Annotated in this window: 22 protein-coding genes; 11 read left to right on the forward strand and 11 right to left on the reverse strand. The window is 62.2% G+C overall.

Annotation, left to right across the window (positions count from 1 at the left end; genetic code table 11):
* Window positions 1-76: 76 nt before the first annotated feature.
* Window positions 77-2,530, forward strand: a complete 2,454-nt coding sequence (locus MESAU_RS19670) for a ComEC/Rec2 family competence protein (protein ID WP_015317796.1) — start codon at window positions 77-79, stop codon at window positions 2,528-2,530.
* On the opposite strand, the gene lexA is transcribed toward MESAU_RS19670, so the two are convergent.
* Entirely contained in the window at window positions 2,524-3,267 is a 744-nt protein-coding gene (lexA, locus tag MESAU_RS19675; protein WP_015317797.1) for a transcriptional repressor LexA, read from the reverse strand. The genes MESAU_RS19670 and lexA overlap by 7 nt on opposite strands.
* Before the next feature lie 410 nt (window positions 3,268-3,677).
* Window positions 3,678-4,451: a GntR family transcriptional regulator gene (locus MESAU_RS19680; protein WP_015317798.1), complete on the reverse strand. Its 774-nt coding sequence runs from the start codon at window positions 4,449-4,451 to the stop codon at window positions 3,678-3,680.
* 150 nt (window positions 4,452-4,601) lie between these two features.
* Between MESAU_RS19680 and MESAU_RS19685 the strand changes: the two genes are divergently transcribed.
* The 4 genes from MESAU_RS19685 to kynU are packed head-to-tail and all read left to right on the forward strand — an operon-like array spanning window position 4,602 to window position 8,650.
* Window positions 4,602-5,588 carry an ABC transporter substrate-binding protein gene (locus tag MESAU_RS19685; protein WP_015317799.1) on the forward strand — a complete coding sequence of 329 codons (987 nt, stop codon included), beginning with the start codon at window positions 4,602-4,604 and terminating at the stop codon, window positions 5,586-5,588.
* 58 nt (window positions 5,589-5,646) lie between these two features.
* The gene (locus MESAU_RS19690) at window positions 5,647-6,426 is read left to right on the forward strand and encodes an ABC transporter ATP-binding protein (RefSeq protein WP_015317800.1); all 780 of its coding nucleotides are present in this window, start codon (window positions 5,647-5,649) and stop codon (window positions 6,424-6,426) included.
* A gap of 5 nt (window positions 6,427-6,431) precedes the next feature.
* The gene (locus tag MESAU_RS19695) at window positions 6,432-7,355 is read left to right on the forward strand and encodes an ABC transporter permease (protein ID WP_015317801.1); all 924 of its coding nucleotides are present in this window, start codon (window positions 6,432-6,434) and stop codon (window positions 7,353-7,355) included.
* A 47-nt stretch (window positions 7,356-7,402) separates the two neighbouring features.
* Window positions 7,403-8,650, forward strand: a complete 1,248-nt coding sequence (gene kynU / locus MESAU_RS19700; protein ID WP_041163834.1) for a kynureninase — start codon at window positions 7,403-7,405, stop codon at window positions 8,648-8,650.
* 63 nt (window positions 8,651-8,713) lie between these two features.
* Here the strand turns inward: kynU and kynA are convergent, their stop codons facing one another.
* The gene (kynA, locus tag MESAU_RS19705) at window positions 8,714-9,550 is read right to left on the reverse strand and encodes a tryptophan 2,3-dioxygenase (RefSeq protein WP_015317803.1); all 837 of its coding nucleotides are present in this window, start codon (window positions 9,548-9,550) and stop codon (window positions 8,714-8,716) included.
* Complete coding sequence (locus MESAU_RS19710) at window positions 9,547-11,172, reverse strand: AMP-binding protein (RefSeq protein WP_015317804.1); 1,626 nt, start codon at window positions 11,170-11,172, stop codon at window positions 9,547-9,549. Before MESAU_RS19710 ends, kynA begins: the two co-directional genes overlap by 4 nt.
* Before the next feature lie 311 nt (window positions 11,173-11,483).
* Here MESAU_RS19710 and MESAU_RS19715 point away from each other — a divergent pair, with 311 nt between their 5' ends.
* Entirely contained in the window at window positions 11,484-12,314 is an 831-nt protein-coding gene (locus tag MESAU_RS19715) for an alpha/beta hydrolase (RefSeq protein ID WP_015317805.1), read from the forward strand.
* Between the two features lie 32 nt (window positions 12,315-12,346).
* On the opposite strand, the gene MESAU_RS19720 is transcribed toward MESAU_RS19715, so the two are convergent.
* The 5 genes from MESAU_RS19720 to MESAU_RS19740 form a co-directional block, all read right to left on the reverse strand.
* Window positions 12,347-13,552, reverse strand: a complete 1,206-nt coding sequence (locus tag MESAU_RS19720) for a molybdopterin molybdotransferase MoeA (protein WP_015317806.1) — start codon at window positions 13,550-13,552, stop codon at window positions 12,347-12,349.
* Window positions 13,552-14,034, reverse strand: coding sequence for a cyclic pyranopterin monophosphate synthase MoaC (moaC, locus tag MESAU_RS19725; protein ID WP_015317807.1), 483 nt, complete (start codon window positions 14,032-14,034; stop codon window positions 13,552-13,554). Before moaC ends, MESAU_RS19720 begins: the two co-directional genes overlap by 1 nt.
* A gap of 66 nt (window positions 14,035-14,100) precedes the next feature.
* Entirely contained in the window at window positions 14,101-14,946 is an 846-nt protein-coding gene (gene trpC, locus MESAU_RS19730; RefSeq protein ID WP_015317808.1) for an indole-3-glycerol phosphate synthase TrpC, read from the reverse strand.
* 3 nt (window positions 14,947-14,949) lie between these two features.
* Window positions 14,950-15,960, reverse strand: a complete 1,011-nt coding sequence (gene trpD, locus MESAU_RS19735; RefSeq protein ID WP_015317809.1) for an anthranilate phosphoribosyltransferase — start codon at window positions 15,958-15,960, stop codon at window positions 14,950-14,952.
* Window positions 15,957-17,849 carry a SurA N-terminal domain-containing protein gene (locus tag MESAU_RS19740; RefSeq protein WP_015317810.1) on the reverse strand — a complete coding sequence of 631 codons (1,893 nt, stop codon included), beginning with the start codon at window positions 17,847-17,849 and terminating at the stop codon, window positions 15,957-15,959. The genes trpD and MESAU_RS19740 overlap by 4 nt, the downstream gene beginning before the upstream one ends.
* A 143-nt stretch (window positions 17,850-17,992) precedes the next feature.
* Here MESAU_RS19740 and tpiA point away from each other — a divergent pair, with 143 nt between their 5' ends.
* The 5 genes from tpiA (at window position 17,993) to MESAU_RS19765 (ending at window position 23,128) form a co-directional block, all read left to right on the forward strand.
* Window positions 17,993-18,763, forward strand: a complete 771-nt coding sequence (tpiA, locus tag MESAU_RS19745; RefSeq protein ID WP_015317811.1) for a triose-phosphate isomerase — start codon at window positions 17,993-17,995, stop codon at window positions 18,761-18,763.
* 167 nt (window positions 18,764-18,930) lie between these two features.
* Window positions 18,931-19,407, forward strand: coding sequence for a preprotein translocase subunit SecG (gene secG, locus MESAU_RS19750; RefSeq protein ID WP_015317812.1), 477 nt, complete (start codon window positions 18,931-18,933; stop codon window positions 19,405-19,407).
* Window positions 19,408-19,616: 209 nt separating this feature from the next.
* Window positions 19,617-20,747, forward strand: coding sequence for a L,D-transpeptidase (locus MESAU_RS19755; protein WP_015317813.1), 1,131 nt, complete (start codon window positions 19,617-19,619; stop codon window positions 20,745-20,747).
* Window positions 20,748-20,942: 195 nt separating this feature from the next.
* Window positions 20,943-22,580: a CTP synthase gene (locus tag MESAU_RS19760; protein ID WP_083883046.1), complete on the forward strand. Its 1,638-nt coding sequence runs from the start codon at window positions 20,943-20,945 to the stop codon at window positions 22,578-22,580.
* Between the two features lie 8 nt (window positions 22,581-22,588).
* Entirely contained in the window at window positions 22,589-23,128 is a 540-nt protein-coding gene (locus tag MESAU_RS19765; protein ID WP_015317815.1) for a DUF1697 domain-containing protein, read from the forward strand.
* 52 nt (window positions 23,129-23,180) lie between these two features.
* On the opposite strand, the gene MESAU_RS31265 is transcribed toward MESAU_RS19765, so the two are convergent.
* Window positions 23,181-24,209 (reverse strand): HEPN domain-containing protein, encoded by a 1,029-nt coding sequence (locus MESAU_RS31265; protein ID WP_015317816.1) that lies wholly within the window; start codon window positions 24,207-24,209, stop codon window positions 23,181-23,183.
* 108 nt (window positions 24,210-24,317) lie between these two features.
* On the reverse strand, window positions 24,318-25,775 hold the full coding sequence (locus MESAU_RS19775) for an NCS1 family nucleobase:cation symporter-1 (RefSeq protein WP_015317817.1): 1,458 nt from the start codon (window positions 25,773-25,775) through the stop codon (window positions 24,318-24,320).
* Window positions 25,776-26,015: the final 240 nt, after the last annotated feature.

Raw genomic sequence — 26,015 nt, forward strand, 5'->3', positions numbered from 1 at the left:
GGTGCAGAGCGTGCGGACTTTCGCGCGTTGCGCGTTCATGTAGCATAGGACGTCGAGGGTGCAAGGGGCAGACCCGATGACTGGACGAGGCCGGGGCTCGGATCGGGGCGAGGATGCCGCTATCGGCGTCAGCGAGCGATCCCTGTTTGCGGCGCCTGCGACGATCCCACTGCCATCTCCGCTCGTGGCTGCACCCGAAACCAGGTCGCTGCAGGCAGGTGGGCAGGCGCCGGCGCCGGCTCCTGCCGCGGGCAGGATCGTGCGCGTGCGCCGGCAAGTCGGCCTGGTATCCTTGCCTCGCCTGCGCCATGGCGTGGCCCGGGCGGCGGAACTTGAACTCGACCGGGGCATCGCGTTCCTGCTGGTGCCGGTCTGTCTGGCCGTTGGGGCGATCGCCTATTTCTCGCTGGCATCCGAGCCCGACTTTTCAAAATCCGTCGCGGTCGTGGTGCTGATGGCGGTCTGTGCCTTCGTCTCGCGCTCCTGGTCGAAAACCCATCTGTGTTTCATGGCAGTGCTGTTGTGCGCGCTGGGCCTGCTCGCGGCGAAGGTCGAAACATGGCGAGCCGGAACCCGGATGCTGGGTTCGGAAATCTCCACGCAACTGACCGGCCGCGTGGTCTCGATCGAGGAGATGGAGAGCGGCCGCATCCGGCTGACCATGGACGTGATTTCGACCGCCCGGCCGAAACTGCGCTATGCGCCGGAAAGGGTCCGGCTTTCCGCACGCAAGATACCGCCGGGAATGACCGCCGGCTCGCTCATCACAGGCTACGCCAAACTGTTGCCGCCGACCGGCCCGGTGCGGCCGGACAGCTACGACTTCTCTTTCGACAGCTATTTCGCCGGCATCGGCGGCAGCGGCTTCTTTCTCGGCAATCCAACGGTTGTTTCCGCCGACGACGGTGAGATGCCGCTATCGGCTCGCCTTTTTTCAGGCATCGAAAATGCCCGCGAATCCATCGCCGACCACATCAGGGGCAGCGTCGGCGGCGCTGAAGGCGAGATCGCGGCGGCGCTGATCGTCGGCGTGCGCGCCGGCATACCCGATGAAATCAATGAAGCGATGCGGCGTACCGGCATCTATCACATCATCTCTATTTCGGGACTGCATATGGCGCTTGTGGCCGGCACCATCATGGGTCTGCTGCGTGGTGCCTTCGCGCTGTTTCCAGACTTTTCCGCGCGCCGGCCGGTGAAGAAATACGCGGCCGCCGCCGCACTGTTCTCGATCGCGGCCTATCTCATCATTTCCGGTGTCGTCGTTGCCGCCGAACGCAGCTTCATCATGCTGGCGGTGATGCTGATTGCCGTCTTCTTCGATCGCGCTGCGCTGACCATGCGCAATCTGGGGATCTCGGCGATCGCCGTCATCCTGGTCTCGCCGCACGAGGTCGTCGGCCCGAGCTTTCAGATGTCGTTCGCCGCGACCGCGGCCCTGGTTGGCGCTTATGCCGGCTGGGCCGATCACCGTGCGGGAAAGACGCGGCCACCGCCGCCAAAGCGATCGCTGCCCGGGTTCCTGACGCGAAAATTCCTGCTGGCGACAGGTGGATTGGCCATGACGTCCATTATCGCCGGCAGCGCCACGGCACTGTTTGCCATCTGGCATTTCCAGCGGGTATCGCCGCTCAGCCTGTTCGCCAATCTGGCCGTGATGCCTATCGTGTCGGTCGTGATGTTCCTGGCCGTCGCCAGCGCGCTGTTGATGCCATTCGGACTGGATTGGCCGGCTCTCTACCTCATGGGCAAGGGCCTGACAGCAATGATCGCCGTGTCGGCGTGGATATCGGAGCGCTCTCCGGTCGATGGAGTCGGGCTGATTTCGCAGCAATCCGTGCTGCTGGTCACCGTCGCGCTGGTTATCGCGACGATGGCGACGACATGGCTGCGGCTCGCGGCGCTGCCATTCGCGCTCGCCGGCCTGTTGACTGTGTCGCACACACGCGCGCCCGATGTGCTGATCTCGGAAGATGCGCGGCTGGTCGCGCTGCCGATCGGCAATGGCGAACTGGCCGTCAACCGGGAACGTCCGAACGAATTCGCAACCGACAACTGGAAGCGCGCCCTGATCTCCGAAACAATCGTCAAACCGGAAATGTTCGACACGACAGACAGGCAATTCGATGTTGCCAGTCCCACCGACCTGCCGCCGGGATCGCCCTTCTACTGCCGCGAAGGCCTGTGCCTTGCCAGGCACCCTTCCGGCGCGATCATTGCCTATGTCGAGGACCGCAAGACCACCTGGAAAGCCTGCGCTTTCGCCGACCTGATCATCGTCAATGACGCAACCGCCTATGACGCCTGCCACAATCCACTGGTTCTCGTCGTCACCAAACGGCAGCTCGCCCGCAAGGGAAGCGCTGCCGTCTTCTTCAATCCCCAGTCGGCCACGACCCGGGCCGCGATCGCGTTTGCCGTCGACGGACCATACCGGCCCTGGCACGAACAGCGAAAATTCTCACGCGAGGCGAGGGGGCTGCCGCCGTACAAAAAACCCGACAAGCCCGATAACAAGCCGGTTCAGTAGCGCCTGATCAACCCGACCAGCTTGCCTTGTACCTTGACCCTGTCCGGCCCGAAAATGCGCGTTTCGTAGGCTGGATTGGCGGCCTCGAGCGCGATCGAAGCGCCTTTGCGGCGGAACCGCTTCAGTGTCGCTTCCTCTTCGTCGACCAGTGCCACGATAATTTCGCCCGGGCTTGCCGTGTCGGCATTGCGGATAATGACCGTGTCTCCATCGAAGATACCAGCCTCGATCATCGAGTCGCCCTTGACCTCCAACGCATAGTGCTCGCCGCCCATGATCATGTCCGGCGGCACCGAGATCGAATGCGTCTGATGCTGGATGGCATCGATCGGCACACCGGCGGCGATACGGCCCATGACCGGGATGGACACGGCTGAAACCGCGTCGTCGTCGTTGCCGGCCGCGGGCAGGCGCGAAGGCGCAGCGGCCGGCCTGATCTGGCGTCCGAGACTGCCTTGGCCAAGGCTGCCTTGGATGACGCTTGGCGAGAACTTCTTTGCCGCATTGAGGCCCGGCGCGATCGAGTCCGGCAGCCGCAGCACTTCCAGCGCGCGCGCCCGATTGGGTAGCCGGCGAATGAAGCCGCGCTCCTCCAGGGCCGTGATCAGGCGATGGATCCCCGACTTGGAGGCAAGATCGAGTGCTTCCTTCATCTCGTCGAAGGAAGGCGGTATCCCGCTTTCCTTGAGCCGTTCGTGGATGAACATCAGCAGTTCATGTTGCTTGCGTGTCAGCATGGCGGCCCCCAAGACATTGAACGAAAGGTTGAACCAGAATCGAAAAAACAAACCCAGAACAAACACTATCTGTTCCAGTTGTGTTCTGCAACCGTTTAAAGTTTAATGAATTTGTTAAGGGGTCTGAAGTTTTTTGCCCGCGACGGCGGGCGGCAACCAGTCCTTTCCGCCGTCGGCAGGCGCATTGAAATCGTTTTGGTTAATGGCCTGTGGCCCATCCGCCGACGAGGCTTTGGCATCAGTTAGTTGGAAGGCTTCTCCTCGGAGGGACGTATAATTCGCGGAGCCATTATTCGCGGAACGAAACGAAACCAAAATGCCAACGATTGGTAGCTTCGGGCGGCCATGGATCGGGGCGTTCGGCGCACTCCGGCCAGCGCGTTCGAATAGGCGTCGCGGAAGCGCTGAAGTTATCCCGAACCCGCCTTCAAGCTGCCGGCGCGAGCGGCGTATCTGGTAGCGCCGCTGTCTTCGCTGTGGACATAGACGTGCAGTGTGTAGCCGATATGCGCCGTCATCAGCGCCTTGGCCCGCTCGACGTCACGGTCGAGCGCCGCTTCCATGATCGCGGTATGGTGTTCGATCGCAATCGCTTCGCGTAGCGCTTCGATTGCCTCTTCATAGCCATCCTTGAGGCCGGCCGCGGCCCGCAGTGTCGGCGCCAGACCAAGGAAGCGATGATGCCGGCGCAGCTGATCCGAGATCGTCGAGCGGAACCGCAACAGCCAGTCGCATGTGGCGGCGCTCAGCAGCGCCGCATGGAAAGCCTCGTGGTTCTCGTCCCATCTGTCGACGGCCGCGTCCGAGGGATCGTCGACCGCCGTCTTGCAACGCGAGAGCCGGTAGTGGGCGGTGACCACGGCATCCTCCCACTCCCTGCCGCCTTTTTCCATCGATTCGAGGAACAGGGGTATCTCGACCACCATCCTGGCGCGTGCCAGATCCTCCAGCTCGGCCCGCGACACCGGAGCCACGGCAAAACCACGATTGCTGATCGCGGTGACCAGGCGTTCGGCCTCGAGCCGCGACAGGGCTTCGCGCAACGGTGTCCAGCCGACGCCATAGGTGCCGCGCAGCGCACTCAGTTTGAGCGGGGCGCCGGGCATGAGGCGCGTGGTCAGGATGTCGCGCCGCAACAGCTGATAGGCGGCTTCCGTTTTTGTGGAACTCGTTTCATTCAGCATGGTGATCAATCCGTCGTCTGGCGAAAAGTATATATGATAGTGCGTCACAGCAACAATTATATATAATGTTTGACACAGACCAGCGGACTCACCATGATCGCCGTAGTAGCCGCGTTTCCAAGCGGCCCTGATCAAATCTGGGAGGAAATGATGTTGAAGTCGAAATCCGCTTGGTTGTCGGGCTTGGCCCTGGCAGGCGCATTGATGGTCAGTGCCGGCAGTGCCGCGGCCGATCAGATCCGTATCGGCATTGCCAATTTCGGCGAGCATCCGCAATTGAACGCCGCCATAGCCGGCTTCAAGAAGGCGCTGACGGATAACGGCTTCGTCGAGGGCAAGGACGTCGTCTACACGGAGAGCCACACCAATTTCGATGCGTCGCTGGTGCCGCAGATGATCGCCAAGCTGCAGGCCGAGCAGCCCAAGCTGATCTACACCATCACCACGCCGGTCTCACAGATCGCCAAGAAAGCGCTCGCCGGTTCCGGCATTCCGATCGTTTTTGCCGCGGTCACCGATCCGGTGGCGGCCAAGCTGGTGCCGTCATGGGACGCCGGAGACGAAGGCATGACCGGCGCCAGCGATCTGCAGGACGTCGCCGCGGTGATGGCCTTCACCAAGAAGCTGCTGCCGAACGCCAAGCGCTTCGGCGTGCCTTATAATCCCGGTGAGGCCAATGACGTTGCCTTGGTCGAAAAGATCAAGGCGGCGGCACCGGCCGCCGGTTTCGAGGTGGTGGAGGTCGGCATCGACAACGTCAATGACATCCAGCAACGCATCGCTTCGCTCGCCGGCAAGGCCGACGTGATCTACGGCCCGGCCTCGAACCTGATCCAGCCGGCGATCGCCGCTGTCTCCGCGGCCGCCCGCCAGGCCGGTATCCCGGTCGTCAACTCCGATGACAGTGCGGTCCGTAACGGCACCGTGCCGGCGAGCTTCGCGGTCAATTACACGCAGGTCGGCGTCAACGCCGGCAACATCGCCGCCGAGATCCTCAAGGGCAAGGATCCCAAGACGATCGCGCCGTCGCGCCCGGCCTACAAGGACCACATGGCAACGATCTCGCGCAAGGCGATGGCCGCGTTCGGCATCGAGATACCGGCTTCAATGGCCGATTGCGGCTGCATCGTCGACTAACATCGGAACTGCCGGGGTGACGGCGTCGGCGCCGCTATCCCGAGGTCAGGGAGGAACGATGCTGGAGATTCGATCCGCGCGCAAAGTGTTCTACAAGGGCCAGGCCGACGAGAAGGTCGCGCTGGACGGTCTCAGCCTGTCCTTGGCCACCGGAGAGTTCGGCATCGTCATCGGCTCCAACGGGGCCGGCAAGAGCAGCATGCTCAACGCCATTTCCGGCGCCCTGATCCTCGATTCCGGCCAGATCCTGATCAACGGCGCCGACGTGACTGCAATGCCGGTGCACAAGCGCGCCGCGAAACTGGCGCGCGTGTTCCAGGACCCGATGCGCGGCACCGCCGCCAGCATGACGGTTGCGGAAAACATGCTGCTGGCCGATTTGCGTAGCCAAAAGCGCACCTTGCGCCCGGGGCTGAACACCACCCGGCTTGCGTCCTACAGGGAACGACTGTCGATACTGGGTCTCGGTTTGGAAAATCGTCTCGACACGCGCGTCGACCTGCTCTCGGGCGGGCAGCGGCAATCCTTGTCGCTGATCATGGCGGTCGGCGGATCGCCGGACTTGCTGCTGCTCGACGAGCATACCGCGGCCCTCGACCCGCGCACGGCCGAAATCGTCATGCAAGCGACCGTGCGCGCCGTCAACGCGCTGAAACTGACGACTTTGATGGTGACCCACAACATGCAACACGCCGTCGATTATGGCAGCCGGGTGATCATGCTCGATGCGGGCCGGGTGCTCCTGGAAGTCGCCGGGCAGGAGAAGGCGAGGGTCACGGTTATTGATCTGATCGGCCATTTCTCGGTCAAGACCGATCGCATGTTGCTGGCGAGCTGATCATCATGGATTTTGTTGGGGACGTTCTCACCAGCTTCGTCGCGATCATGCCGGTCACCCTGGCGCAAAGCCTGATCCTGGCCTTTGTCGTGCTCGGGATCATGATCCCGTTTCGCATGCTGAATTTTCCCGATCTCACCAGCGAAGGCGCTTTTCCGCTGGGCGGCTGCGTCTGCGGCGTTCTCCTTGCCGCCGGCGCATCGCCGCTGATGGGCGTTGCTGCCGCCCTTGTCGCTGGCTTCGCGGCGGGCTGCTGCACCGCCTTCATCCATCTGCGCTTCCGCATCCACACGCTGCTTGCGGGCATCCTGATGATGACGATGCTCTACAGCATCAACCTTCGCATTATGGGCAAGTCCAACCTGTCCGTCTTCGGTTCGCCCTCGGTGTTCGACTGGGTGCCGTTCGCGCGGCCGGGTTTCCCCGCCAGCAAGATTGTCGTCGCGGGTCTCCTCGCGCTTGCCGCCTTCATGCTGCTCTACATGTTCTTCAGGACCGAGAAGGGGACTGCCGTGCGCGCCGTGGGCGCCAATCCTGACATGGCCGAGGCGCAAGGCATCAATGTCTGGGCCGCGACCATAGGCGGTGTCGGGCTGGCCAGCGCTTTTTCGGCGTCAAGCGGTGCGCTGATGGTGCAGTCGCAAGGCTTCGCCGACGTCAATATGGGCCTGGGAATTCTCATCAACGGCCTTGCCGCGCTGATGATCGGCGAAGCCGTCGTCGGCAAGCAGACGGTGTGGCGGCAATTGCTGGCGCCCTTCGCCGGCGCGATCATCTACTACCAGCTGGTGTCGTTCTGCCTTGCGGCCGGCATGCCGCCGCCTGACCTGAAGCTTGCCACGGGCCTGTTCGTACTGGCCATGCTTGCCTTGCCCAGCCTCAAGCGCAGCCGGGGTTCCGCACCGGTTCGCGAAGCGATTCGTGAGTAACCGGCGTGAATGACCAAGGCGTGAATAACCAGGGAATGTCACAAATGATGCCTGCAACGCTCGATCTCGCAGCCGTCGAAGCCATGGATGCGGCGGACCCGCTGCGTGCCATCCGCGACCGGTTCATCTTGCCGGAAGGCGTGATCTATCTCGACGGCAATTCACTCGGCGCCGCGGCACCCGCCGTCTTCGACGAGCTGCGGAAAGCCGCGACCCAGGAGTGGGCACAGGATCTGATCCGTGCCTGGAACACCGCCGGCTGGTTCGACATGCCGGTCGCGCTCGGCGACCAACTGGGGCGGCTGATCGGCGCGGCGGCCGGCCAGACGGTGGTCTGCGATACGACCTCGATCAACATCTACAAGGTGCTGCATGCCGCACTCGGCATGCGGCCGGACCGCTCGGTCATCGTCGCCGAGGGAGACAGCTTTCCAACCGATCTCTACATGGCCGAAGGCGTGGCCTCGACGCGCCCCGGCACGGTGTTGCGCCTTGAGGGCGTTGATGCGCCGACCATTGAGGAGCTGATCGACGAGCGCGTTGCGGTCATCCTGGTCAACCACGTCAACTACAAGTCCGGCCAGCTGCGCGACATGGCGGCACTGACATGCAAGGCCCATCAGGTCGGAGCGCTGATCGTCTGGGATCTCTGCCACACCGCCGGCGCGCTGCCTGTCGAGCTCGACAGCGCCAATGCCGATTTCGCCATCGGCTGCACCTACAAATATCTCAATGGCGGCCCGGGCGCGCCAGCCTTCATCTACGCCGCCGAGCGTCATCACGATAAAGTCCAGCAGCCGCTCAGCGGTTGGTGGGGCCATGCGCGGCCCTTCGCCTTCGAGCAGGGTTATGCGGCCGGCAGCGGTATCCGCCGGTTCCTGTGCGGCACGCAGCCGGTGTTATCGATGCGGGCGCTGAAGGGGGCGCTGGATATCTGGGACGATGTCGACATGGCGACGGTGCGCAAGAAGAGCATCGCGCTCACCGACCTGTTCATCCAGCTCGTCGAGACCAGATGCGGCGCCTATGGCCTGGAGCTGGAAAGCCCGCGCGACGGCAATCAGCGTGGCAGCCAGGTGTCCTTCCTCCATCCCAACGGTTACCAGGTGATGCGGGCCTTGATCGAGCGCGGTGTGATCGGCGATTTCCGTGCGCCGTCGACGATCCGCTTCGGCTTCACCCCGCTGTATGTGGGCTACGCCGATGTATGGCAGGCGGTCGAGGTCCTGGAGGATATCCTGCGCACTGGCGCCTGGCAGGATGCACGCTTCGCGGTCAAGACGGCGGTGACCTGAAGCCGGCGCGAAGCCGGGAAAAATGTGACGCGGTTTCCCACAGGAATTGCGTCAGACGAGAGTTCAGAGCCGGGTGCGAACCGTCCACAGTTCCGGAAACAGGACGACCTCGAGCATCTTCTTGAGATAGGAGGCGCCCGACGTGCCGCCGGTGCCGCGCTTCAGGCCGATGATGCGCTCGACGGTGGTGACGTGGTTGAAGCGCCAGCGGCGGAAATAGTCCTCGAAGTCGACCAGCTTCTCGGCCAGTTCATAAAACATCCAGTAGCGCTGCGGATCGCGGTACACCGTCTGCCAGGCGACCAGGACTTCTTCGTTCCCGGTCCGCGTCTCGCGCCAATCCGTGCGCTTTGCGTCCACCCCGATGTCGAAGCCATTGCGGGCCAGAAGCAGCAGCGCTTCATCGTAGAGCGACGGCTCGGCCAGGATCGCCTCCAGCTTCTGGCTGAGGTCCGGCCGGTGCTTGTGCGGCCCGAGCATGGCGAGGTTGCGGTTACCGGCCATGAACTCGATGGCGCGATACTGCCAGGACTGGAAACCCGAGGACTGGCCGAGCGCGTCGCGGAACTCGGTGTATTCGCTGGGCGTCATCGTGCGCAGCACGTCCCAGGCATTGTTCAACTGCTCGAAAATGCGGGCGACACGCGACAGCATCTTAAAGCTCGGTTCGAGGCGGTCGGCACGGATCGAGCGGATCGCCGCGCCAATCTCGTGCAAAGCGAGTTTCATCCACAATTCCGATGTCTGGTGCTGGATGATGAACAGCATTTCGTCATGCGCCGAGGACAGCGGCGTCTGGGCCTCCAGCACTTTCTCCAGGTGCAGATAGTCGCTGTAGGACATGCGCTCCTTGAACGACATCTCTGCGCCTTCAGAGGCCGGATCGTAAGGCTCGCTCAATTGATCTTCTCCGTGCGCAGCCGAAACCGCTGGATCTTGCCGGTCTGGGTCTTCGGCAGAGCGGCGATGAATTTGACCGATCGGGGATATTTGTAGGGCGCGATGGCTGCCTTGACGTGGTCCTGCAGGCGCTTGACGGTCATTGCGTCTGGCGGGACACCTTGCACCAGTACGACATGCGCCTCGACGATCTGGCCGCGCTCGCCATCCTCGGCACCGATGACCGCGCATTCGGCGACATCGGGATGCGACAGCAGCGCCGCCTCGACCTCGGGTCCGGCGATGTTGTAGCCGGCGCTGACAATCATGTCGTCGGAACGCGCGGCGAAGTGGAAGAAGCCGTCCTCATCCTGCGTGAAGGTATCGCCGGTGAGGTTCCAGCCGTCGCGCACATAATCCTTCTGCCTGTCATCGGCCATGTAGCGGCAGCCGGTCGGCCCGCGCACCGCCAGCCGTCCGGTCTCGCCACGCGGCACCTCGCGCATCTCCTCGTCGACGATGCGCGCCTCGTAACCGCCCACCGGCTTGCCCGTCGAAGCGGGCTTCCTGTCGTCAAAGCGGTTGGAGATGAAGATGTGCAGCATTTCGGTGGCGCCGATGCCGTCAAGGATAGGCTTGCCGGTCTTTCGCGTCCACTCTTCGAAGACCGGGGCCGGCAAGGTCTCGCCGGCCGAGACGGCAACGCGCAATGATGAAAGATCGGCGCCTTCGTCCATGGCCTTCAGCATGGCCCGGTAGGCGGTCGGCGCGGTGAAGGAAATGGTCGCTTTGTAGGTCTCGATGATGTGGACCATGTTGGGTGGCGTCGCCTGTTCCAGAAGCGTTGCCGCCGCGCCGAAGCGCAGGGGGAAGATGGCAAGCCCGCCAAGGCCGAAAGTGAAGGCGAGCGGCGGCGAGCCGACGAAGATGTCGTCGGGCGTCACCTGCAGGACTTCACGGGCGTAGGCATCGGCGATGATCAGCAGGTCGCGGTGGAAATGCATCGTCGCCTTCGGCACGCCGGTCGTGCCCGAAGTGAAGCCGAGCAGGGCGACATCGTCGCGGCCGGTGCTGACGGCGGTGAAGGTAACCGGCTTGTCGAGGGCGGCGCGATCGAGCTCGGCGTCATGGTTGGCGGTGCCGTCGAAGCCGATCACCTGCTTCAGGAACGCGCTGTCCTTGGCGCAGGCGGTCATCTCGTCCATCAGCCTGGTGTCGCAGAGCGCGGTCGTGATCTCGGCCTTGTCGACGATCTTGGTGAGTTCACCGGCGCGCAACATCGGCATGGTGTTGACGACGACAGCACCGACCTTGGTGGCGGCCAGCCAGCAGGCGACCATTGCCGGGTTGTTGGCGGAGCGGATCAGCACCCGGTTGCCCGGCTCGACGCCGTAGTTCTCGACCAGCGCATGGGCGAGCCGGTTCGTCCAGTCGGACAGTTCCTTGTAGGTGCGGCGGCGGCCATTGCCGATCAGCGCGGTGTGGTCACCAAGGCCCTTCTCGACGAGCCTGTCGGTCAATTCGACACCGGCATTGAGGTGTTCTGGATAGTCGAAGCCGTCGAGCAGGAAGTCGGGCCATTGCTCGGGCGGCGGCAGATTATCGCGGGTGAACGTGTCGGTATGCGCTGAAGGCCCAAGCATGTCGCCGCTGTCCCTGTCTGCCGCCTGCAGTGTGCGTGGCACCTGGCCGGCGGCGGTGGATCTGAATTCCTGTCTCTCGCGGAAGGCTTCGTGCGGCCGGCTACACCCTTGTCGACATGTCACCGGAAACGTGACCATCGGCGGGTTCGGACGGCACAGCGGACCTCCCATTTTGTCGGCTGTTCCGAAGGCAGGATCGCACCAGTCGAAATTTGTTTCAAGCCTAAAATGTTTCACCCCAAAGCCTTGACGCACGGTATGGTGGCGGCCATTGCTAGCACTGAGACGACGCTGTTTCGGGGAGGGTGCCGATGCTCGACCATCGCATTGCCGATTGGGACAATGCCTATGCCAACGGCGCGAATATTGCCGGCAGCGACCGTTGGCCGGCCGCCTGGTCGGGACCGGCGCAAGCGTTCCGTGACGCACTGTCGGGGGAGGGCCGGGCACGGTTCGACATCGCGTATGGCGATCGGCCGCGCAACCGGCTCGACCTTTTCCTGCCGGAGACCACGCCCAAGGGGCTCGTCGTGTTCATCCATGGCGGCTACTGGCTGGAGTCCGATAAAAGCGGATGGTCGCATCTCGCCAAGGGCGCGGTCGGCAACGGCTTTGCGGTGGCTATGCCTTCCTACACGCTGTGCCCGGACATCCGCATTGCCGGCATTGTCAGCGAAATCGGGGCGGCGATCGGCAAAGCGGCGGCAATGGTCGGGGGACCGCTGATGTTGACCGGACATTCGGCCGGTGGACATCTCGCCAGCCGCATGGTGACCACAACCACACCGCTCGCCACCGATGTCGTGCGGCGCATACGCCACGTCGTTTCGATTTCCGGCTTGCATGATTTGCGCCCGCTGATGCGCACCGGCATGAACGCCGTGCTGAAAATCGATGAGCATGAGGCGCTGACGGAAAGCCCGGCACTGCTGCGGCCAATCGATGGTGCCCGCATCACCTGCTGGGCCGGCGGCGGCGAGCGCTCGGAGTTCCTGCGACAGAATGCGTTGCTGGCCAACATCTGGACCGGGCTTGGCGCCACCACCAGTGCCGTGGTCGAGCCCGACCGGCATCACTACGATGTAGTTGATGGCCTGGCCGATCCGGCGCATGCATTGACGCGGACCTTGATCTCGGAATAAGCCCTGTGATCAGTAAGTTATTACGAAATACTTCAGCGCAACATCAGAACGCTGCAAGCGTCGCCCGCAGCGGATGCAGGGGCAAAAGGCGCGCGAACGACCAGTCCGTTGGCATCGGCCAGCATCCTCAGCATCGAGGAATCCTGGATGCCGAACGGCGTCGCCACCAGTTCGCCGTCATCCTCCCTGACCACCGCCCTCACATAATCCTGGCGCAGATCATTCGCCGCCATTGCGGCGCCCAGCCGAGCCGGGCGGATGTCCTGACGATGGTCGCGACCGCCCAGCCTTGCCAGAAGCGGCTTCAGGAACAATTGCGAGCAGACCAGGCTTGCTACCGGGTTGCCGGGCAGGCCGATGCATCTGATATCGCCGAGGCGCCCGAACATCAGCGGCTTGCCGGGACGCATGGCGATCTTCCAGAAGCCGAGCGTCATGCCTTCGCCGGTCAGCACGTCATGGATCAGGTCGTGGTCGCCGACCGAGGCGCCGCCCAGCGTGACGATGACATCGGCACCCGCCGCGACCGCTTTCCTGACCAGGCCGGCGATGTCGTCCTTGCGGTCGGCGGCGATCCCGAGATCGAGCGCACAGGCACCGACCGATTGTGCCGCCGCGGCGACGCCGTAGGCGTTGGACGAGATAATCTGGTCGGGCCCGAGTTCGCTGCCGGGCGGCAACAACTCGTCACCGGTGGCGATGATGGCGACCAGCGGCCGTTTCACCACGCCTACTCGGGGATGATTGGCCGATGCCGTCAGCGACAGTGCCGCCGGGTCGAGCACGCGCCCCTTCTCCAGCAGCACGTCGCCCTTGGAAAAATCGAGGCCGACGCGGCGAATGTTACGCCACACGGCGGTTGGCTCGATCACTTCGATGTTGCCGCCGCCGAGATCCCGGACGTTTTCCTGGATGACGATGGTGTCGGCGCCGTCAGGCAGCGGTGCGCCGGTGAAGATACGCACTGCCTGTGCCTGGCCGACCGCGCCGTCAAAGCCGCGTCCGGCCGGCGCCATGCCGATCACCGAGAGTTTCGACGGCACCGACGCGATATCGGCGGCTCGCACCGCATAGCCGTCCATGGCCGAAGCGTCGAAGGGTGGCTGGGTGCGCAGCGCCATGACCGGTTCCGCCAGCACACGATCGATCGCCTCGATGAGCGGGACGCTTTCGCCGGCCAGCGGCACGGCGCCGTCGAGCAGGCGCTCGAGCGCGTCGGCGACCGGAACCAGTGCCATCAGAGCCCTGCCTTGTAGTCGCCGGACTTGCCGCCGGTCTTTTCGACCAGCCGTATGCCGGAGATGACCATGGCGCGGTCAACCGCCTTGGCCATGTCGTAAATGGTCAGGCAGGCCACCGAGGCTGCCGTCAATGCTTCCATTTCGACGCCGGTCTTGCCGGTGACGCGTGCAAGGGCGGTGACCTTCAGGCCGGGCAGAGCATGGTCAGGCTCTATGTCGACGGAAACCTTGGTCAGCAGCAGGGGGTGGCAGAGCGGGATCAACTCATGGGTCTTCTTCGCTGCCATGATGCCGGCGATGCGCGCCGTGCCGAGCACATCGCCTTTTTTGGCATTGCCGGCGAGGATGGTCTTCAACGTCTCTGGCTGCATCGAGACGAAACCCTCGGCGATCGCGGTGCGCGTCGTCTCGTCCTTGCCGCCGACATCGACCATGTTGGCCTCGCCCTGTGCGCCAAGATGGGTGAGAGCGCCTGTCATCGTCAAATCGCCATAGAGCGACGTGCGTCCATTCGGACGCACAGAGTGCGCTCTGTCACTTTGACTCTATGCATCGTGCTCTCCGAAAATCGATTCCGATTTTCGGCCCGCATCGGACGCCTTGCCCGTGAGCAGCGAGCGCGTTGCAGCGGTCACGTCCCGTTGGCGCATCAAGCTCTCGCCCACCAGGAAGGCACCGATGTCCATCCTTTGCAGTCTAAGGCAATCGTCATGCGAGAAAATGCCGCTTTCGCTGACCAGCAAATGACCCCCCGGCACCATCGCCCGCAGCCGCTCCGACGTATCGAGGCTGGTCTCGAATGTCCGCAGATTGCGGTTGTTGATGCCGATCAATTGCGATGACAGTTTCAGCGCTCGCTCGGTCTCGGCTTCATCGTGCACCTCGATCAGGGCGTCCATGCCGAGCTCGAACGCAGTCGATTCGAGTTGGCTGGCCATGGCATCATCGACGCTGGCCATGATGATCAAAATGGCGTCCGCGCCCCAGGCCCGCGCCTCGTAGACCTGGTAGGGGTCGAACAGGAAATCCTTGCGCAGGGCGGGCAGCGTCACGGCGGCTCGCGCCTCGGTCAGAAACTCCGGTGCGCCCTGAAAGGAGGGCGCATCGGTCAGCACGGAAAGACAGGCCGCGCCGCCTTTTTCATAGGCCCTGGCCAGGCTCGGCGGATCGAAATCGGCACGGATCAGCCCTTTGGACGGACTTGCCTTCTTGATCTCGGCTATCAGTGCGAAGCCACCCGATCCGCGCTTGGCTTCGAGCGCGGCGAGGAACCCGCGCGGCGCGTCGGCGTCCTTCGCGCGCGCCTTGATCTCTGCCAGCGGCACGCTTGCCTTGGCGGCGGCGATCTCGTCGCGCTTGTAGACTTCGATCTTGCGCAGAATGTCAGACACGGTTCACCCGTTCGAAATCTCGACCAGCCGGTCGAGCACCTGCAGCGCCCGGCCGCTGTCGATGGCCTGTGCGGCGATGGCGATGCCGTCACCGAGCGTCGTCGCCTTGCCCGCAATCACCAGTCCGGCGCCGGCATTCATCAACACCGTGTCGCGATAGGCGCCGGCGGTGCCGCCCAGCATATCGCGCAAGGCCTTGGCATTGTAGGCGGCATCACCGCCACGCAACTCATCCTTGGTATGACGCTTCAGTCCAACCTCTTCCGGGGTCAGCGTGAAGCTGCGGATTTCGCCGCCAACCAGTTCGGCTACCTGTGTGTCGCCTGTGGTGGTGATCTCGTCATAACCATCGCCGTGGGCGACCCAGGCATGCTCGGTGCCGAGCGCCTTCAGCGTTTCGGCCACCGGCATGATCCATTCCGGCATGAACACGCCGACCATCTGCCGCCTGACGCTAGCCGGGTTCGAAAGCGGGCCGAGCAGGTTGAAGATGGTGCGCGTACCAAGCTCGCCACGAACCGGACCGACATGCTTCATCGCCGGATGGTGCGCTGGCGCGAACATGAAGCCGACGCCGGCTTCATGGATGCACTTGCCGATTAGCTCCGGCGCGATGTCGATCCTGACGCCAAGGGCAATTAGCACGTCGGCCGCGCCGGTCAGCGAGGACAGGCCGCGATTGCCGTGCTTGGCGACCGGCACGCCGCTGCCGGCAATGACAAAGGCGGAAGCCGTCGAGATGTTGACCGAGTGCGAATTATCGCCGCCGGTGCCGACGATGTCGATGGCGCCGTCAGGAGCATCGACGCGCAGCATCTTGGCGCGCATCGTGGCGACAGCGCCCGATATTTCGCTCACCGTCTCGCCGCGTACGCGCAACGCCATCAGGAAGCCGCCGATCTGCCCTGGGGTCGCATCGCCCGACATGATGATGTCGAAGGCCTCGCAGGCCTCCTCGAAGGACAGTGCGGTGCCGGTCGCGACCTTGGCGATATGGGTTTTCAGCGCGCTCATCTTGTCGAGGCTTGGGCAACGGCGGCCTGGTCGACGCGGACGTCGTACTGCGTCTGCAACTGCGCCACCAACTGGTCGAGCAGGTCGTCGGACATGCCGGAGGTGAATGATTTCTGCGCGTCGTCCGGCACCGAGCTGGCGTCGGCGCCGGCCGGTTCGAACACTTCGGCGACCTTGAACAGGATCTGGCCGTCGCCGGTGGGCGAGGGGATCAATCCGGTGCCGCCTTCGCCGACGCCGAACATGACGGCGGCGCCTTCCTTGCCGAAATCGGCATCGTCGGCTTCGCGCTTCAAGCCGCGCTTGGTCTGCTTCTCCAGCTTGAGTTCGCCGGCGATGACGTCGAGCGTGGTGCCGGCCTTGAGGCGCTTCTCGAGTTCGTCCGCCTTGGCGGCGAGCCGCTTGGCGGTCTCGGCCGCCGTCCAGTCGGCGACAACCTTTTGGCGCACCTCATCAAGAGTGCGGTCGCGGGCCGGTGTGATCGAACCGACCTCATAGAAGACGAAGCCGTTGTCCGCCGTGGTCAGCGCCTCGTTTTCGGTGTTCGGTTCCGCATCGAAGACGGCCTTGATCAGCGCCGGCGATTCCGGCAGGTCCTTGACGATGGAGCCATCGGGCCTCAGGCCGTTGCGATCGATGGCGTCGATGGTGATGTCCTTAAGCTTCAATTTGGCGGCGGCATCGGCCAGCGAACTGCCCGATGCGCGGGTGTCTTCATAATTGTCGTGCACATCCAGAAGGATGCGGCTTGCCTCGCCCAGCGCCAGGTCCTTGCGGATCTGGTCCGACACTTCGGCGAGCGGCTTCACCACCTCGGGCTTAATCTCGGTCACGCGCAACAGCACCGGACCGAAGGCGCCCTGCACGACCTGGCTGACTTCGTTGGCGTTGAGCGCGAAGGCGGCATCGGCAACCGCCTTGTCGGCGATCTTGTCCTTGGCGAGCGTGCCAAGCAGCGTGTCGGCCGGGGTCTTGCCCTCGGCGGTCACCAGCTTGTCGAAGGTAGCGCCGGCCTTGAGCGAATCGAGCGCCGCCTTGGCGGCATCCGGCGTCTTGAACACAAGCTGCTCGATGGTGCGCATTTCGGGCGTGGTGTAGCGTGACTTGTTCTTGTTGTAGTCGTCACTGACCTGCTGGTCGGTGACCGCGGTCGTATCCATTATGTCCGCCGGTTCGAGGCGAACATACGAGAATTTGCGGTATTCAGGTGCGGCGTAGCTCTTCTTGTTGGCCTCGAAATAGGCCTGAAGCACGCTGTCGCTCGGCGCCGCGATCGGCTCGACCAGCGCCTTCGGCAAAGTCAAATAGTCGACGGTGCGGTCTTCACCGCGGTAGAGCGCGACCGCCTTGAAGAACGTGTCCGGCGCCTTGAGGCCGTCCGAGACCGCCTCGACGATCTGCTGGCGCACCGCCACCTGGGCACGGTTCTTCAGATAATCCTCGGGCCGCATGCCGACCTGGTGCAGCATGTAGTCGAATGTCCTTCGGTCGAACTGACCGCCAGGGCCCTTGAAAGCCGGGTCTTCGCGGGTGAGTTCGGCCAGCCGATCCTTGGAAAGGCCGAGGCCGAGCTTGCGTGCCTGCTCGTCGAGGACGGCACCGGAAACGAGTTGCGCCAGCACCTGGTTGTCGATGCCGAGCGCCTTTGCCTGTTCATGCGTGAGGCGCTGACCAAACTGCTGCGACATGACGGCGAGCTGGCGGTCATAGGCGAGGCGGTATTCGTTGATCGATACCTTGGTGCCGCCGGCCGTTATTACCGAATCGTGGCCCGCGAAGCCGCCCATCAGCCGTCCGGAGATGCCCCAGGCGGCGAAACTGACCACCAGCAGCGAAAGCAATGTCTTCGCGACCCAGGTACCCGCCGCGCTTCTCAATATACCAAGCATGGTTACTTCCGATTTATGCGCATTTTCGCATGCGCCGAGTCTGAACCAAGCGCAATAGCGCCCTTCCTGCCCACTGTCGATTGCTTTGTGGCCTGATTTTGGTAGTGAGGGCCAGAGCTTGATATCGCCCGGAGAAGCACACCATGACACCAGGAATTCGCCCGCTTGTCGCCGGCAACTGGAAAATGAACGGCACCAGCGCCTCGCTGAACGAGCTCAGGATGATCGGCAACGGTTTCATGAGCGGGCTCGACGCCGAGACCGAAGCGCTGGTCTGCGTTCCCGCGACGCTGCTTTCCCATGCCGCGGAGATTTTGTCGCGCACGCCGGTCCATGCCGGTGGCGAGGACTGCCATCCCAAGGAAAGCGGTGCCTATACCGGCTGTATCTCCGCGGAGATGCTGAAGGACGCAGGCGCCAGCCATGTCATTGTCGGCCATTCCGAATGCCGCGAGCAAAGCGGCGAGGACGATGCGACGGTCCAGGCCAAGGCCACCGCCGCCTGGCGGGCCGGGCTCGTGGCCATCGTGTGCATAGGCGAGACGCGGCAGGAGCGTGAGGCTGGAGCGACGCTGGAGGTGCTGTCGCGCCAGGTCGCCGGCTCGGTGCCGCCAAGCGCCACGCCATCGAACACCGTCATTGCCTATGAGCCGGTTTGGGCGATCGGCACCGGCCTGACGCCAACCGCGGCCGATGTGGCCGAGGCGCATGCGCATATCCGCGAAAAGCTGGCGGAAAAACTTGGGGCCGCCGCCGCCAGGATGCGCATCCTGTACGGTGGCTCGGTCAAGCCTTCCAATGCCGTTGAACTGCTGGGCGTCAGGAATGTCGACGGCGCGCTGGTCGGCGGTGCCAGCCTGAAAGCGGCTGATTTCCTGGGCATCGCCGAAGCCTATCGCAGCATTGCTGGCTGAGATTCACGAGGATGGACGGGTCTCGTCCCGTTCAAATTCGTTGCAAAGAGGGCGTTGCTTCCCATATTCCGGCCACGGGCTTGGAAATGCCGTGAAAGCATTGTATTGAGCCGCCTCCAATTCACCGGCCGTGTCCGCGGCCGGGCAGGGCCTTGCCAGGATAAATTATGCAAACCGTACTGATCGTCATTCATCTCATGGTCGTGCTCGCCCTTGTCGGCGTGGTGCTGCTGCAGCGCTCCGAAGGCGGCGGTCTCGGCATTGGTGGCGGATCGGGCTTCATGACCGCGCGCGGCGCGGCCAACGCATTGACCCGGGCGACGGCGATCCTGGCGGCAGCGTTCTTTGTGACGTCGCTGACCTTGTCGATCATTGCCCGCTACGGCGAAAAGCCGATCGACATTCTCGATCGGGTTCCCGCGACCTCGGATGGCGCCGGCAAGGGCGTGCTCAACCAATTGCCGGGTACGGCCACGCCGGCACCCGCCGGCAACATCACGCCGACGCCTCCGTCCGGCAACGACGCCGCGACAAAACCGCTGGCAACGGCCCCGGCCACCGCGCCCGCCGGCAGCACCACGCCGCCAGCGGCCAATGGAACCACCAACACCGCGCCGGCGTCGCCTCAGGTTCCGAACCAATAACCTTATGTTCTAAACCGCGATCTGTGTTCGTTTGAACACAGTCGCGGCAAATGCTGCGCAATCACGAAGATTCGACAGACCGCGGCGCGGTCTCGCGCTTGAGGCATACGCGCTTATTCGACTATAGATTGCACGCGGCATTTTCGGCGTCCTTGGGGGACGCCGGGCGACGCCGTGGGCAACAAGCATTGAACGATCGGATCTTCGCCATGCAGCTTCGCAGCTTCATTTTCCTGGGACTTTGCGCCGCAATCGGCATAAGTTCCCCGGCCTCCGCCGCCATGCCGGCAAACATGGCCGCACAACAGTCGGTGTCGCTCGAAAAGACCGACGCCATCCCCGTCGCTGCCAAAAGCGATGCGACGCAGTTGAAGCTTCTCAAGAAGAAGAAAAACCCCACGCCGGAGGATCTTGCCCAGATCAAGAAGATCGAGGCCAAGATCGTTGCCGACAAGGAGGATGCCAAGGCCAAGGCGCTTGAGGCCAGGAAAATGGCAATGCGCGAGGCGGCCAAGGCCAGGGCTGACGCAGATCGGCAGGCGTTCCTGGCCAGCAAGGGCCAGAAAGCAGCGGCAACCGAAGTGGCCGATGCCAAGCCGGCCAAGAAGACCGTCAAGATCATCGAGCCGATCGAACCTGTCACCCCGATCCCGGCGGCCGAGCCGATCCCAGCCGAGGCGATGAATGTCGCTTTGACGGGCAACAATGGCGAACTGCGCAGCGAGGTCGTCGGCGGCCAGAAGCAGTCAAGCGGCGGCCTGTTCGCGGGTCTGTTCGGTGGAACATCGTCTGGCTCATCGATCAGCTATCTGCCCGAGACACGCGCGCTCGACTCGGCACTTGCCCAGAAGAACGCCAAGAAGCCGTTCAAGGTGAAGCCGGAATTCGTGCCTCAGGACGTGGAATTCACCGGCTATGACGCCGGCACAATCGTCATCGACACCAGCGCTCGCCGACTCTACCTCGTCGAATCATCGACCACCGCACGCCGTTACGCCATCGCGGTCGGCCGCGAAGGCCTGCAGTTCAAGGGCACGGTCGCGGTCGGGGACAAGCAGGAGTGGCCGCGCTGGATCCCGACGCTCGACATGCAGAAGCGCGAGCCCAAGCACTACGGCCAGTACAAGGACGGCATGGCAGGCGGCGGCCAGAACCCGCTCGGCGCCCGCGCCATCTATCTCTACGATGGCAGGAAGGACACGCATCTGCGTATCCACGGCACCATCGCGCCGCAGTCGATCGGCACCAGCGCGTCCAATGGCTGCTTCCGCATGATGAACGAGCACGTCATGGATCTATACAGCCGCGTCCGGATCGGCACCAAAGTCGTCATCATCTGACGTTTCCGTCATCATGCCGAAGGGCCGGCTCAGCCGGCCCTTTTGTTTTGCTTAGAGCGATTCAAAGCCCTTTGGCCGTGATGCCTGTCCGAAAGCCGGATCCCACTTTTCGGGATCATGGTCCGAGCGCCTTTTTGGGAAAAAGCCTTCGCGGCGGTTTTTTCTCTGGCGGAATCAATCCGGCCGCGTTAAGCGATGACTCCCATGGCGCGATATGTATTCATCACAGGCGGCGTGGTTTCCTCACTTGGAAAAGGCATTGCCGCAGCGGCCCTTGGGGCTCTCCTGCAGGCGCGAGGTTATCGCGCACGCATCAAAAAACTCGACCCTTATCTGAACGTCGATCCCGGCACGATGTCGCCGTACCAGCACGGGGAGGTGTTCGTCACCGATGACGGTGCCGAGACCGACCTCGATCTTGGCCATTACGAGCGCTTCACCGGCCGGTCCGCCAATCAGCAGGACAACATCACGACCGGGCGTATCTACAAGAACATCATCGAGCGCGAGCGGCGCGGCGATTATCTCGGCGCCACCGTGCAGGTGATCCCGCACGTCACCGACGAGATCAAGAACTTCGTCCTCGACGGCAATGACGATTATGATTTCGTGCTGTGCGAGATCGGCGGCACGGTCGGCGACATCGAGGCGATGCCGTTCCTCGAGGCGATCCGCCAGCTCGGCAACGATCTGCCGCGCAACAACGCCGTCTATGTCCACCTGACGCTGATGCCCTATATCCCGACGGCGGGCGAACTGAAGACCAAGCCGACCCAGCATTCGGTCAAGGAGCTGCGCGGCATAGGCATCGCGCCCGACATTCTTCTGGTGCGCGCCGACCGCGCCATCCCCAAGGAAGAGCGCCGCAAGCTGTCGCTGTTCTGTAATGTCAGGGAAAGCGCCGTCATCCAGGCGCTCGACGTGCCACATATCTACGATGTGCCGATGGCCTATCACAAGGAAGGTCTGGATTCGGAAGTGCTCGCTGCCTTCGGCATCGAGCCGGCGCCCAAGCCGCGCATGGAACCGTGGCAGGCAGTCTCCAACCGCATCCACAATCCGGAGGGCGAGGTCACCATAGCCATCGTCGGCAAGTATACCGGCCTCAAGGATGCCTACAAATCGCTGATCGAGGCGCTTTCGCATGGCGGGCTGGCCAACCACGTCAAGGTCAAGCTCGACTGGATCGAATCGGAAATCTTCGAAAAGGAAGACCCGACGCCTTGGCTGGAGAAGGTGCACGGCATATTGGTGCCCGGCGGCTTCGGCGAACGCGGCTCGGAAGGCAAGATCCTGGCGGCCAAATTCGCACGCGAGCGCAAGGTGCCGTATTTCGGCATCTGCTTCGGCATGCAGATGGCGTGCATCGAGGCGGCGCGATCGTTGGCAGGTGTCGAACATGCCTCCTCGACCGAATTCGGCCCGACCAAGGAGCCGGTCGTCGGTTTGATGACCGAATGGCTGAAAGGCAACATGCTGGAAAAGCGCAGGGCGACCGGCGATCTCGGCGGCACCATGCGGCTCGGCGCCTATCAGGCCGAGCTCGCCAAGGGCTCGAAGATCGCCGACATCTATGGCGACACCCAGATTTCCGAACGTCACCGGCACCGCTACGAGGTCAATATCGACTATAAGCAGCGCCTGGAGGATTGCGGGCTGGTGTTTGCAGGCATGTCGCCCGACGGTGTGCTGCCGGAGACGGTCGAATACCCCGACCATCCCTGGTTCATCGGCGTGCAATATCACCCCGAACTGAAGAGCCGGCCGCTCGATCCGCATCCGCTGTTTGCCAGCTTCATCGAGGCGGCGGTGGAGCAGAGTCGCCTGGTCTGATCGCTCCCATGCGGACCTATGTCGCGCTTCTCTACAGCATCGTCCTGGGAGAGGGGCGGCGGGTCGTCATGTCCGACCTCAAGGCCATGGCGGAAAGTCTCGGCCTGAAGAATGTCCGCACCTTGGTGGCGACCGGCAACCTGGTCTTCGAAAGTGAAAAGACCTCGATCACTACGCTTGGGACACGCCTTGAATCCGCCTTCGAACAGGCCTTTGGCCGCCACGTCGATATCATCGTGCGTGCCGCCGAAGACTGGCGCAAACTCGCAAGCGGCAATCCATTCCCGACCGAGTCGGTGGAAGCCGGCGACCAGGTGGCGGTGCGCGTGATGCGCAAACCTGTGGCCGAAGATGCCATATCGGGGCTTCAAGCCTGTGCCGCCGCGGACGAGAAGGTGCTTCTGGCCGGCGGCGACATCTGGATCGTCTTTTCAAGGGAGAGGCCTAGCTCGCGCCTGCTTGCCGCCGCCAACCACAAGCGCATGGGCGTCGGCACCTCGCGCAACTGGAACACCGTGCGCAAGCTGGCCGAAATGGTCGGCGGGTAAGTTAGGACGTTCTTTGTATCGCACCGACGTATTCGACTTTAGCTGAGACTGGCTATGAAGCCTTTGTTCCCGTCATGATTTCCGTGAATGCAAGCGACGTCCAGTGGTTTCTCACTAGCTTTTGCAAACAGGAAAATATGAGAACGTAGCCAAAATCAAGCCCTTGGATGATTTTATTAGTCTGCTCTACAACTTCCTTGTCCAGAATATCATTATGCATAGGGTGTATAATAGGTTGTCCACCGTGCACCAAAGAACTGCGGAAATCATAAAGATTTCGGAGTTTTTTCTTAACGACAGCGATACTCTTTGTTTCGAGTTCCAGAAAGATGCCAATCCTGTCCGTTAGAACTCGAAAGTTTTCTCCGACCTTGGTATCAAATAGAGTCTCAAGACAGTAGAATATCCAAACCACATTGGTAGGACTGTCAGACACTCTTGCCATATGCAAAAGCGCAAAGAATATGCGCTCTATAGGGTCTTTTGATACCTGCGTTGGCGACTTCCGTATATCGAAATACCATCGCCAAGTGTCATCTGGGCTCAATACGGATGGCAAAGCTAGCCCACCAGAGATGTCTTGCAGGTACGAAACCTCAAATATAGTACTCGTAAGGGATATTTCTTTATTAAGAATTTTTCCGTCTACGGACAATGATGAAACATATATATTAAGAGAAGACGGAGCAGATATATTGGCAATTAGAAATATATCATAAATGTAATTCTCAACAATAGAATCATGTAGTCTTTTATCATGGATTGATGTGACATTTATAGTAATTATTACGGGATCGCGCGGGAACGGGTCTACGGAGCTTCTTAAATCAATTGTTCCGTTTGCTATTCCTTGCAAGGCAACAACAAGGTCTCGAAAGTGTTCGTACAGGGATTCGAAATCCGTCTCGATATCATAGAGCTCGTTTTCGAATTTCACGGTCTTATTTCTGAAAGAGATTTTCGCTATCGCCCAAAAATCCCTTAGGTTTACTTCTATTACTTCCCAGTTGGTGTCAGTGATTTCGCGCCCATATGTCCGCACCTCCAAAATGTATTGACTCTTTTTCGGCAAGATCGCCATTTTCTCCCCGGTGGTTGGTCCAGTGTGGTAAGCATGTCCTAGTCAGAGGTTCAAAGCTAGGGAGTCGAGGGGTGACCTGGATCCCTAGCTTTTATCTAACCTCCTTGGTCAAGCTTTCGCCACCTTGGCGCTGGCTCCCACGGCCGCAGTGCGCAGCACGTAGTAGATGACCCCGGCAATCGCCACGCCGAAGAACCAGCCATAGACGCCCCACCAGGACGGCAGCCAGTTGGTGAAGTTGGGCAGGATCGACGAGAAGATGGCGCCAATGCCGGCGGCGATGAACGCATTGACGTGCCAGCCACCCTGGAAGCGGAACTCGCCGTCCTCGCGATACAGCGCCTCGACGTCGACTTCACCTTTGCGGATCAAATAGTAATCGACCATCATCACGCCGAAGATCGGCCCCATCGTCGCGCCGATGATGTTGACAAAGGAAGCGGCACTGCCTTCCCACGGTGCGAAGGGATAGAGCACCAGCGCGATGACGGCCGCGATGTAGCCGCCTTTCTTGAAGTCGATCTGGCGGGGAAAGACATTGGAAAAGTCGAAGGCCGGCGAGACGAAGTTGGCCACGACATTGATGCCGAGCGTCGCCACCGCGAAGGTAAGGGCGGCAAGGGCGGCCAGGAACCAGCTGTCGAACTTGGCCGAGATCTGGTCGGGGTGCAGCAGCACCTCATGGTAGACGTCGTAGGCGGCGATGGTGGTGACGCCGGCGACCAGCGAGAACAGGATCAGGTTGATCGGCAGGCCCCAGATGTTGCCCTTGCGCAGCGATGCCTGGTCGGGGGCATAACGGGCGAAATCGCAGAAGTTTAGATAGAGCGCCGAGAAGTACGTCACCCAGATCGCCGCCACGGCAAACAGTGCGGTCCAAGACCCTGGAGTACCAGGGACGCCCGCATCCTTGGTCTTTTCCAGCAGTACATCCATTGGGATATCGCTGGTGAAAGCGAAGGTTCCTGATTTGACGCAGAGATAGATGGCCAGGATCAGCATCATCACCCAGACCGCCGGGCCGGCCCAGTCCTGGAAGCGGCGCACCGTTTCCATACCGCGCTGGATGATCAGCAGTTGCAGTGCCCATATGATCACGAAGCAGATCACCTCCAGGCCGGAATGGCCAAGGAAATGGGTATTGGCGTTGAAATCGGCGAACCATTGCGAGCGGATCAGCAATGCGACGATGGCGCCTGAGGCGGCCGCTGTCTGCGCGCCGTACCAGAAGCAGGCGACGATGGCGCGCACCAGTGCCGGAATGTTGGCGCCCCAGATGCCGAAGGAGGCGCGGGCGAGCACGGGGTAGGGCACACCGGTCTTCACACCGGCATAACCGACCATGTTCATCAATGCGTAGATGATCAGCGAACCGATGCCGATGGCGATGATGAAATTGACGAAGCCGCCACAGAACAGAAACAGGCTGGCGGCGAGGTAGTAGCCCCACAGGCTATGGACGTCCGACGTCCAGACGTTGAAGATCGAGAACGGTCCCCAGTTTCGAACCTTGGCAGGAGCGAGGTCTTCATTATACAGGTCAGGCGATGCGCCTTGTATCGTCATTGCAATGTCCCCTTCTTGCAGCACGCGCCCTCACGCGTTGACCGCAGAGGTTACGCCTGACGTAGGGGAACCGGCAAGCAATCGATTTGCCGGCTTTGGCCTTAAAGATATTCAATGCGAACCGCGATTATCGAGAGCCCGTGATGGTGAGCCGCTTTTGAAACAGGCCTGCCTGTCGATTCGAATTCTCGATCCACGGCTTCCAAGCTGGACAAACCCGCGTTCCCGACGCCTATCGGC

The organism is Mesorhizobium australicum WSM2073 (assembly GCF_000230995.2).
Lineage (GTDB): Bacteria > Pseudomonadota > Alphaproteobacteria > Rhizobiales > Rhizobiaceae > Mesorhizobium > Mesorhizobium australicum.

Coding starts and splice junctions, on each gene's coding strand:
- MESAU_RS19685 (WP_015317799.1), top strand. CDS start 4,602: ATGTTGAAGTCGAAATCCGCTTGGTTGTCGGGCTTGGCCCTGGCAGGC.
- MESAU_RS19670 (WP_015317796.1), top strand. CDS start 77: ATGACTGGACGAGGCCGGGGCTCGGATCGGGGCGAGGATGCCGCTATC.
- MESAU_RS19760 (WP_083883046.1), top strand. CDS start 20,943: ATGACTCCCATGGCGCGATATGTATTCATCACAGGCGGCGTGGTTTCC.
- MESAU_RS19690 (WP_015317800.1), top strand. CDS start 5,647: ATGCTGGAGATTCGATCCGCGCGCAAAGTGTTCTACAAGGGCCAGGCC.
- MESAU_RS19680 (WP_015317798.1), bottom strand. CDS start 4,451: ATGCTGAATGAAACGAGTTCCACAAAAACGGAAGCCGCCTATCAGCTG.
- kynU (WP_041163834.1), top strand. CDS start 7,403: ATGCCTGCAACGCTCGATCTCGCAGCCGTCGAAGCCATGGATGCGGCG.
- MESAU_RS19720 (WP_015317806.1), bottom strand. CDS start 13,552: ATGGCACTGGTTCCGGTCGCCGACGCGCTCGAGCGCCTGCTCGACGGC.
- lexA (WP_015317797.1), bottom strand. CDS start 3,267: ATGCTGACACGCAAGCAACATGAACTGCTGATGTTCATCCACGAACGG.
- MESAU_RS19775 (WP_015317817.1), bottom strand. CDS start 25,775: ATGACGATACAAGGCGCATCGCCTGACCTGTATAATGAAGACCTCGCT.
- trpD (WP_015317809.1), bottom strand. CDS start 15,960: ATGAGCGCGCTGAAAACCCATATCGCCAAGGTCGCGACCGGCACCGCA.
- MESAU_RS31265 (WP_015317816.1), bottom strand. CDS start 24,209: ATGGCGATCTTGCCGAAAAAGAGTCAATACATTTTGGAGGTGCGGACA.
- MESAU_RS19755 (WP_015317813.1), top strand. CDS start 19,617: ATGCAGCTTCGCAGCTTCATTTTCCTGGGACTTTGCGCCGCAATCGGC.
- MESAU_RS19715 (WP_015317805.1), top strand. CDS start 11,484: ATGCTCGACCATCGCATTGCCGATTGGGACAATGCCTATGCCAACGGC.
- MESAU_RS19740 (WP_015317810.1), bottom strand. CDS start 17,849: ATGCTTGGTATATTGAGAAGCGCGGCGGGTACCTGGGTCGCGAAGACA.
- MESAU_RS19695 (WP_015317801.1), top strand. CDS start 6,432: ATGGATTTTGTTGGGGACGTTCTCACCAGCTTCGTCGCGATCATGCCG.
- tpiA (WP_015317811.1), top strand. CDS start 17,993: ATGACACCAGGAATTCGCCCGCTTGTCGCCGGCAACTGGAAAATGAAC.
- secG (WP_015317812.1), top strand. CDS start 18,931: ATGCAAACCGTACTGATCGTCATTCATCTCATGGTCGTGCTCGCCCTT.
- moaC (WP_015317807.1), bottom strand. CDS start 14,034: ATGACAGGCGCTCTCACCCATCTTGGCGCACAGGGCGAGGCCAACATG.
- MESAU_RS19710 (WP_015317804.1), bottom strand. CDS start 11,172: ATGCTTGGGCCTTCAGCGCATACCGACACGTTCACCCGCGATAATCTG.
- MESAU_RS19765 (WP_015317815.1), top strand. CDS start 22,589: ATGCGGACCTATGTCGCGCTTCTCTACAGCATCGTCCTGGGAGAGGGG.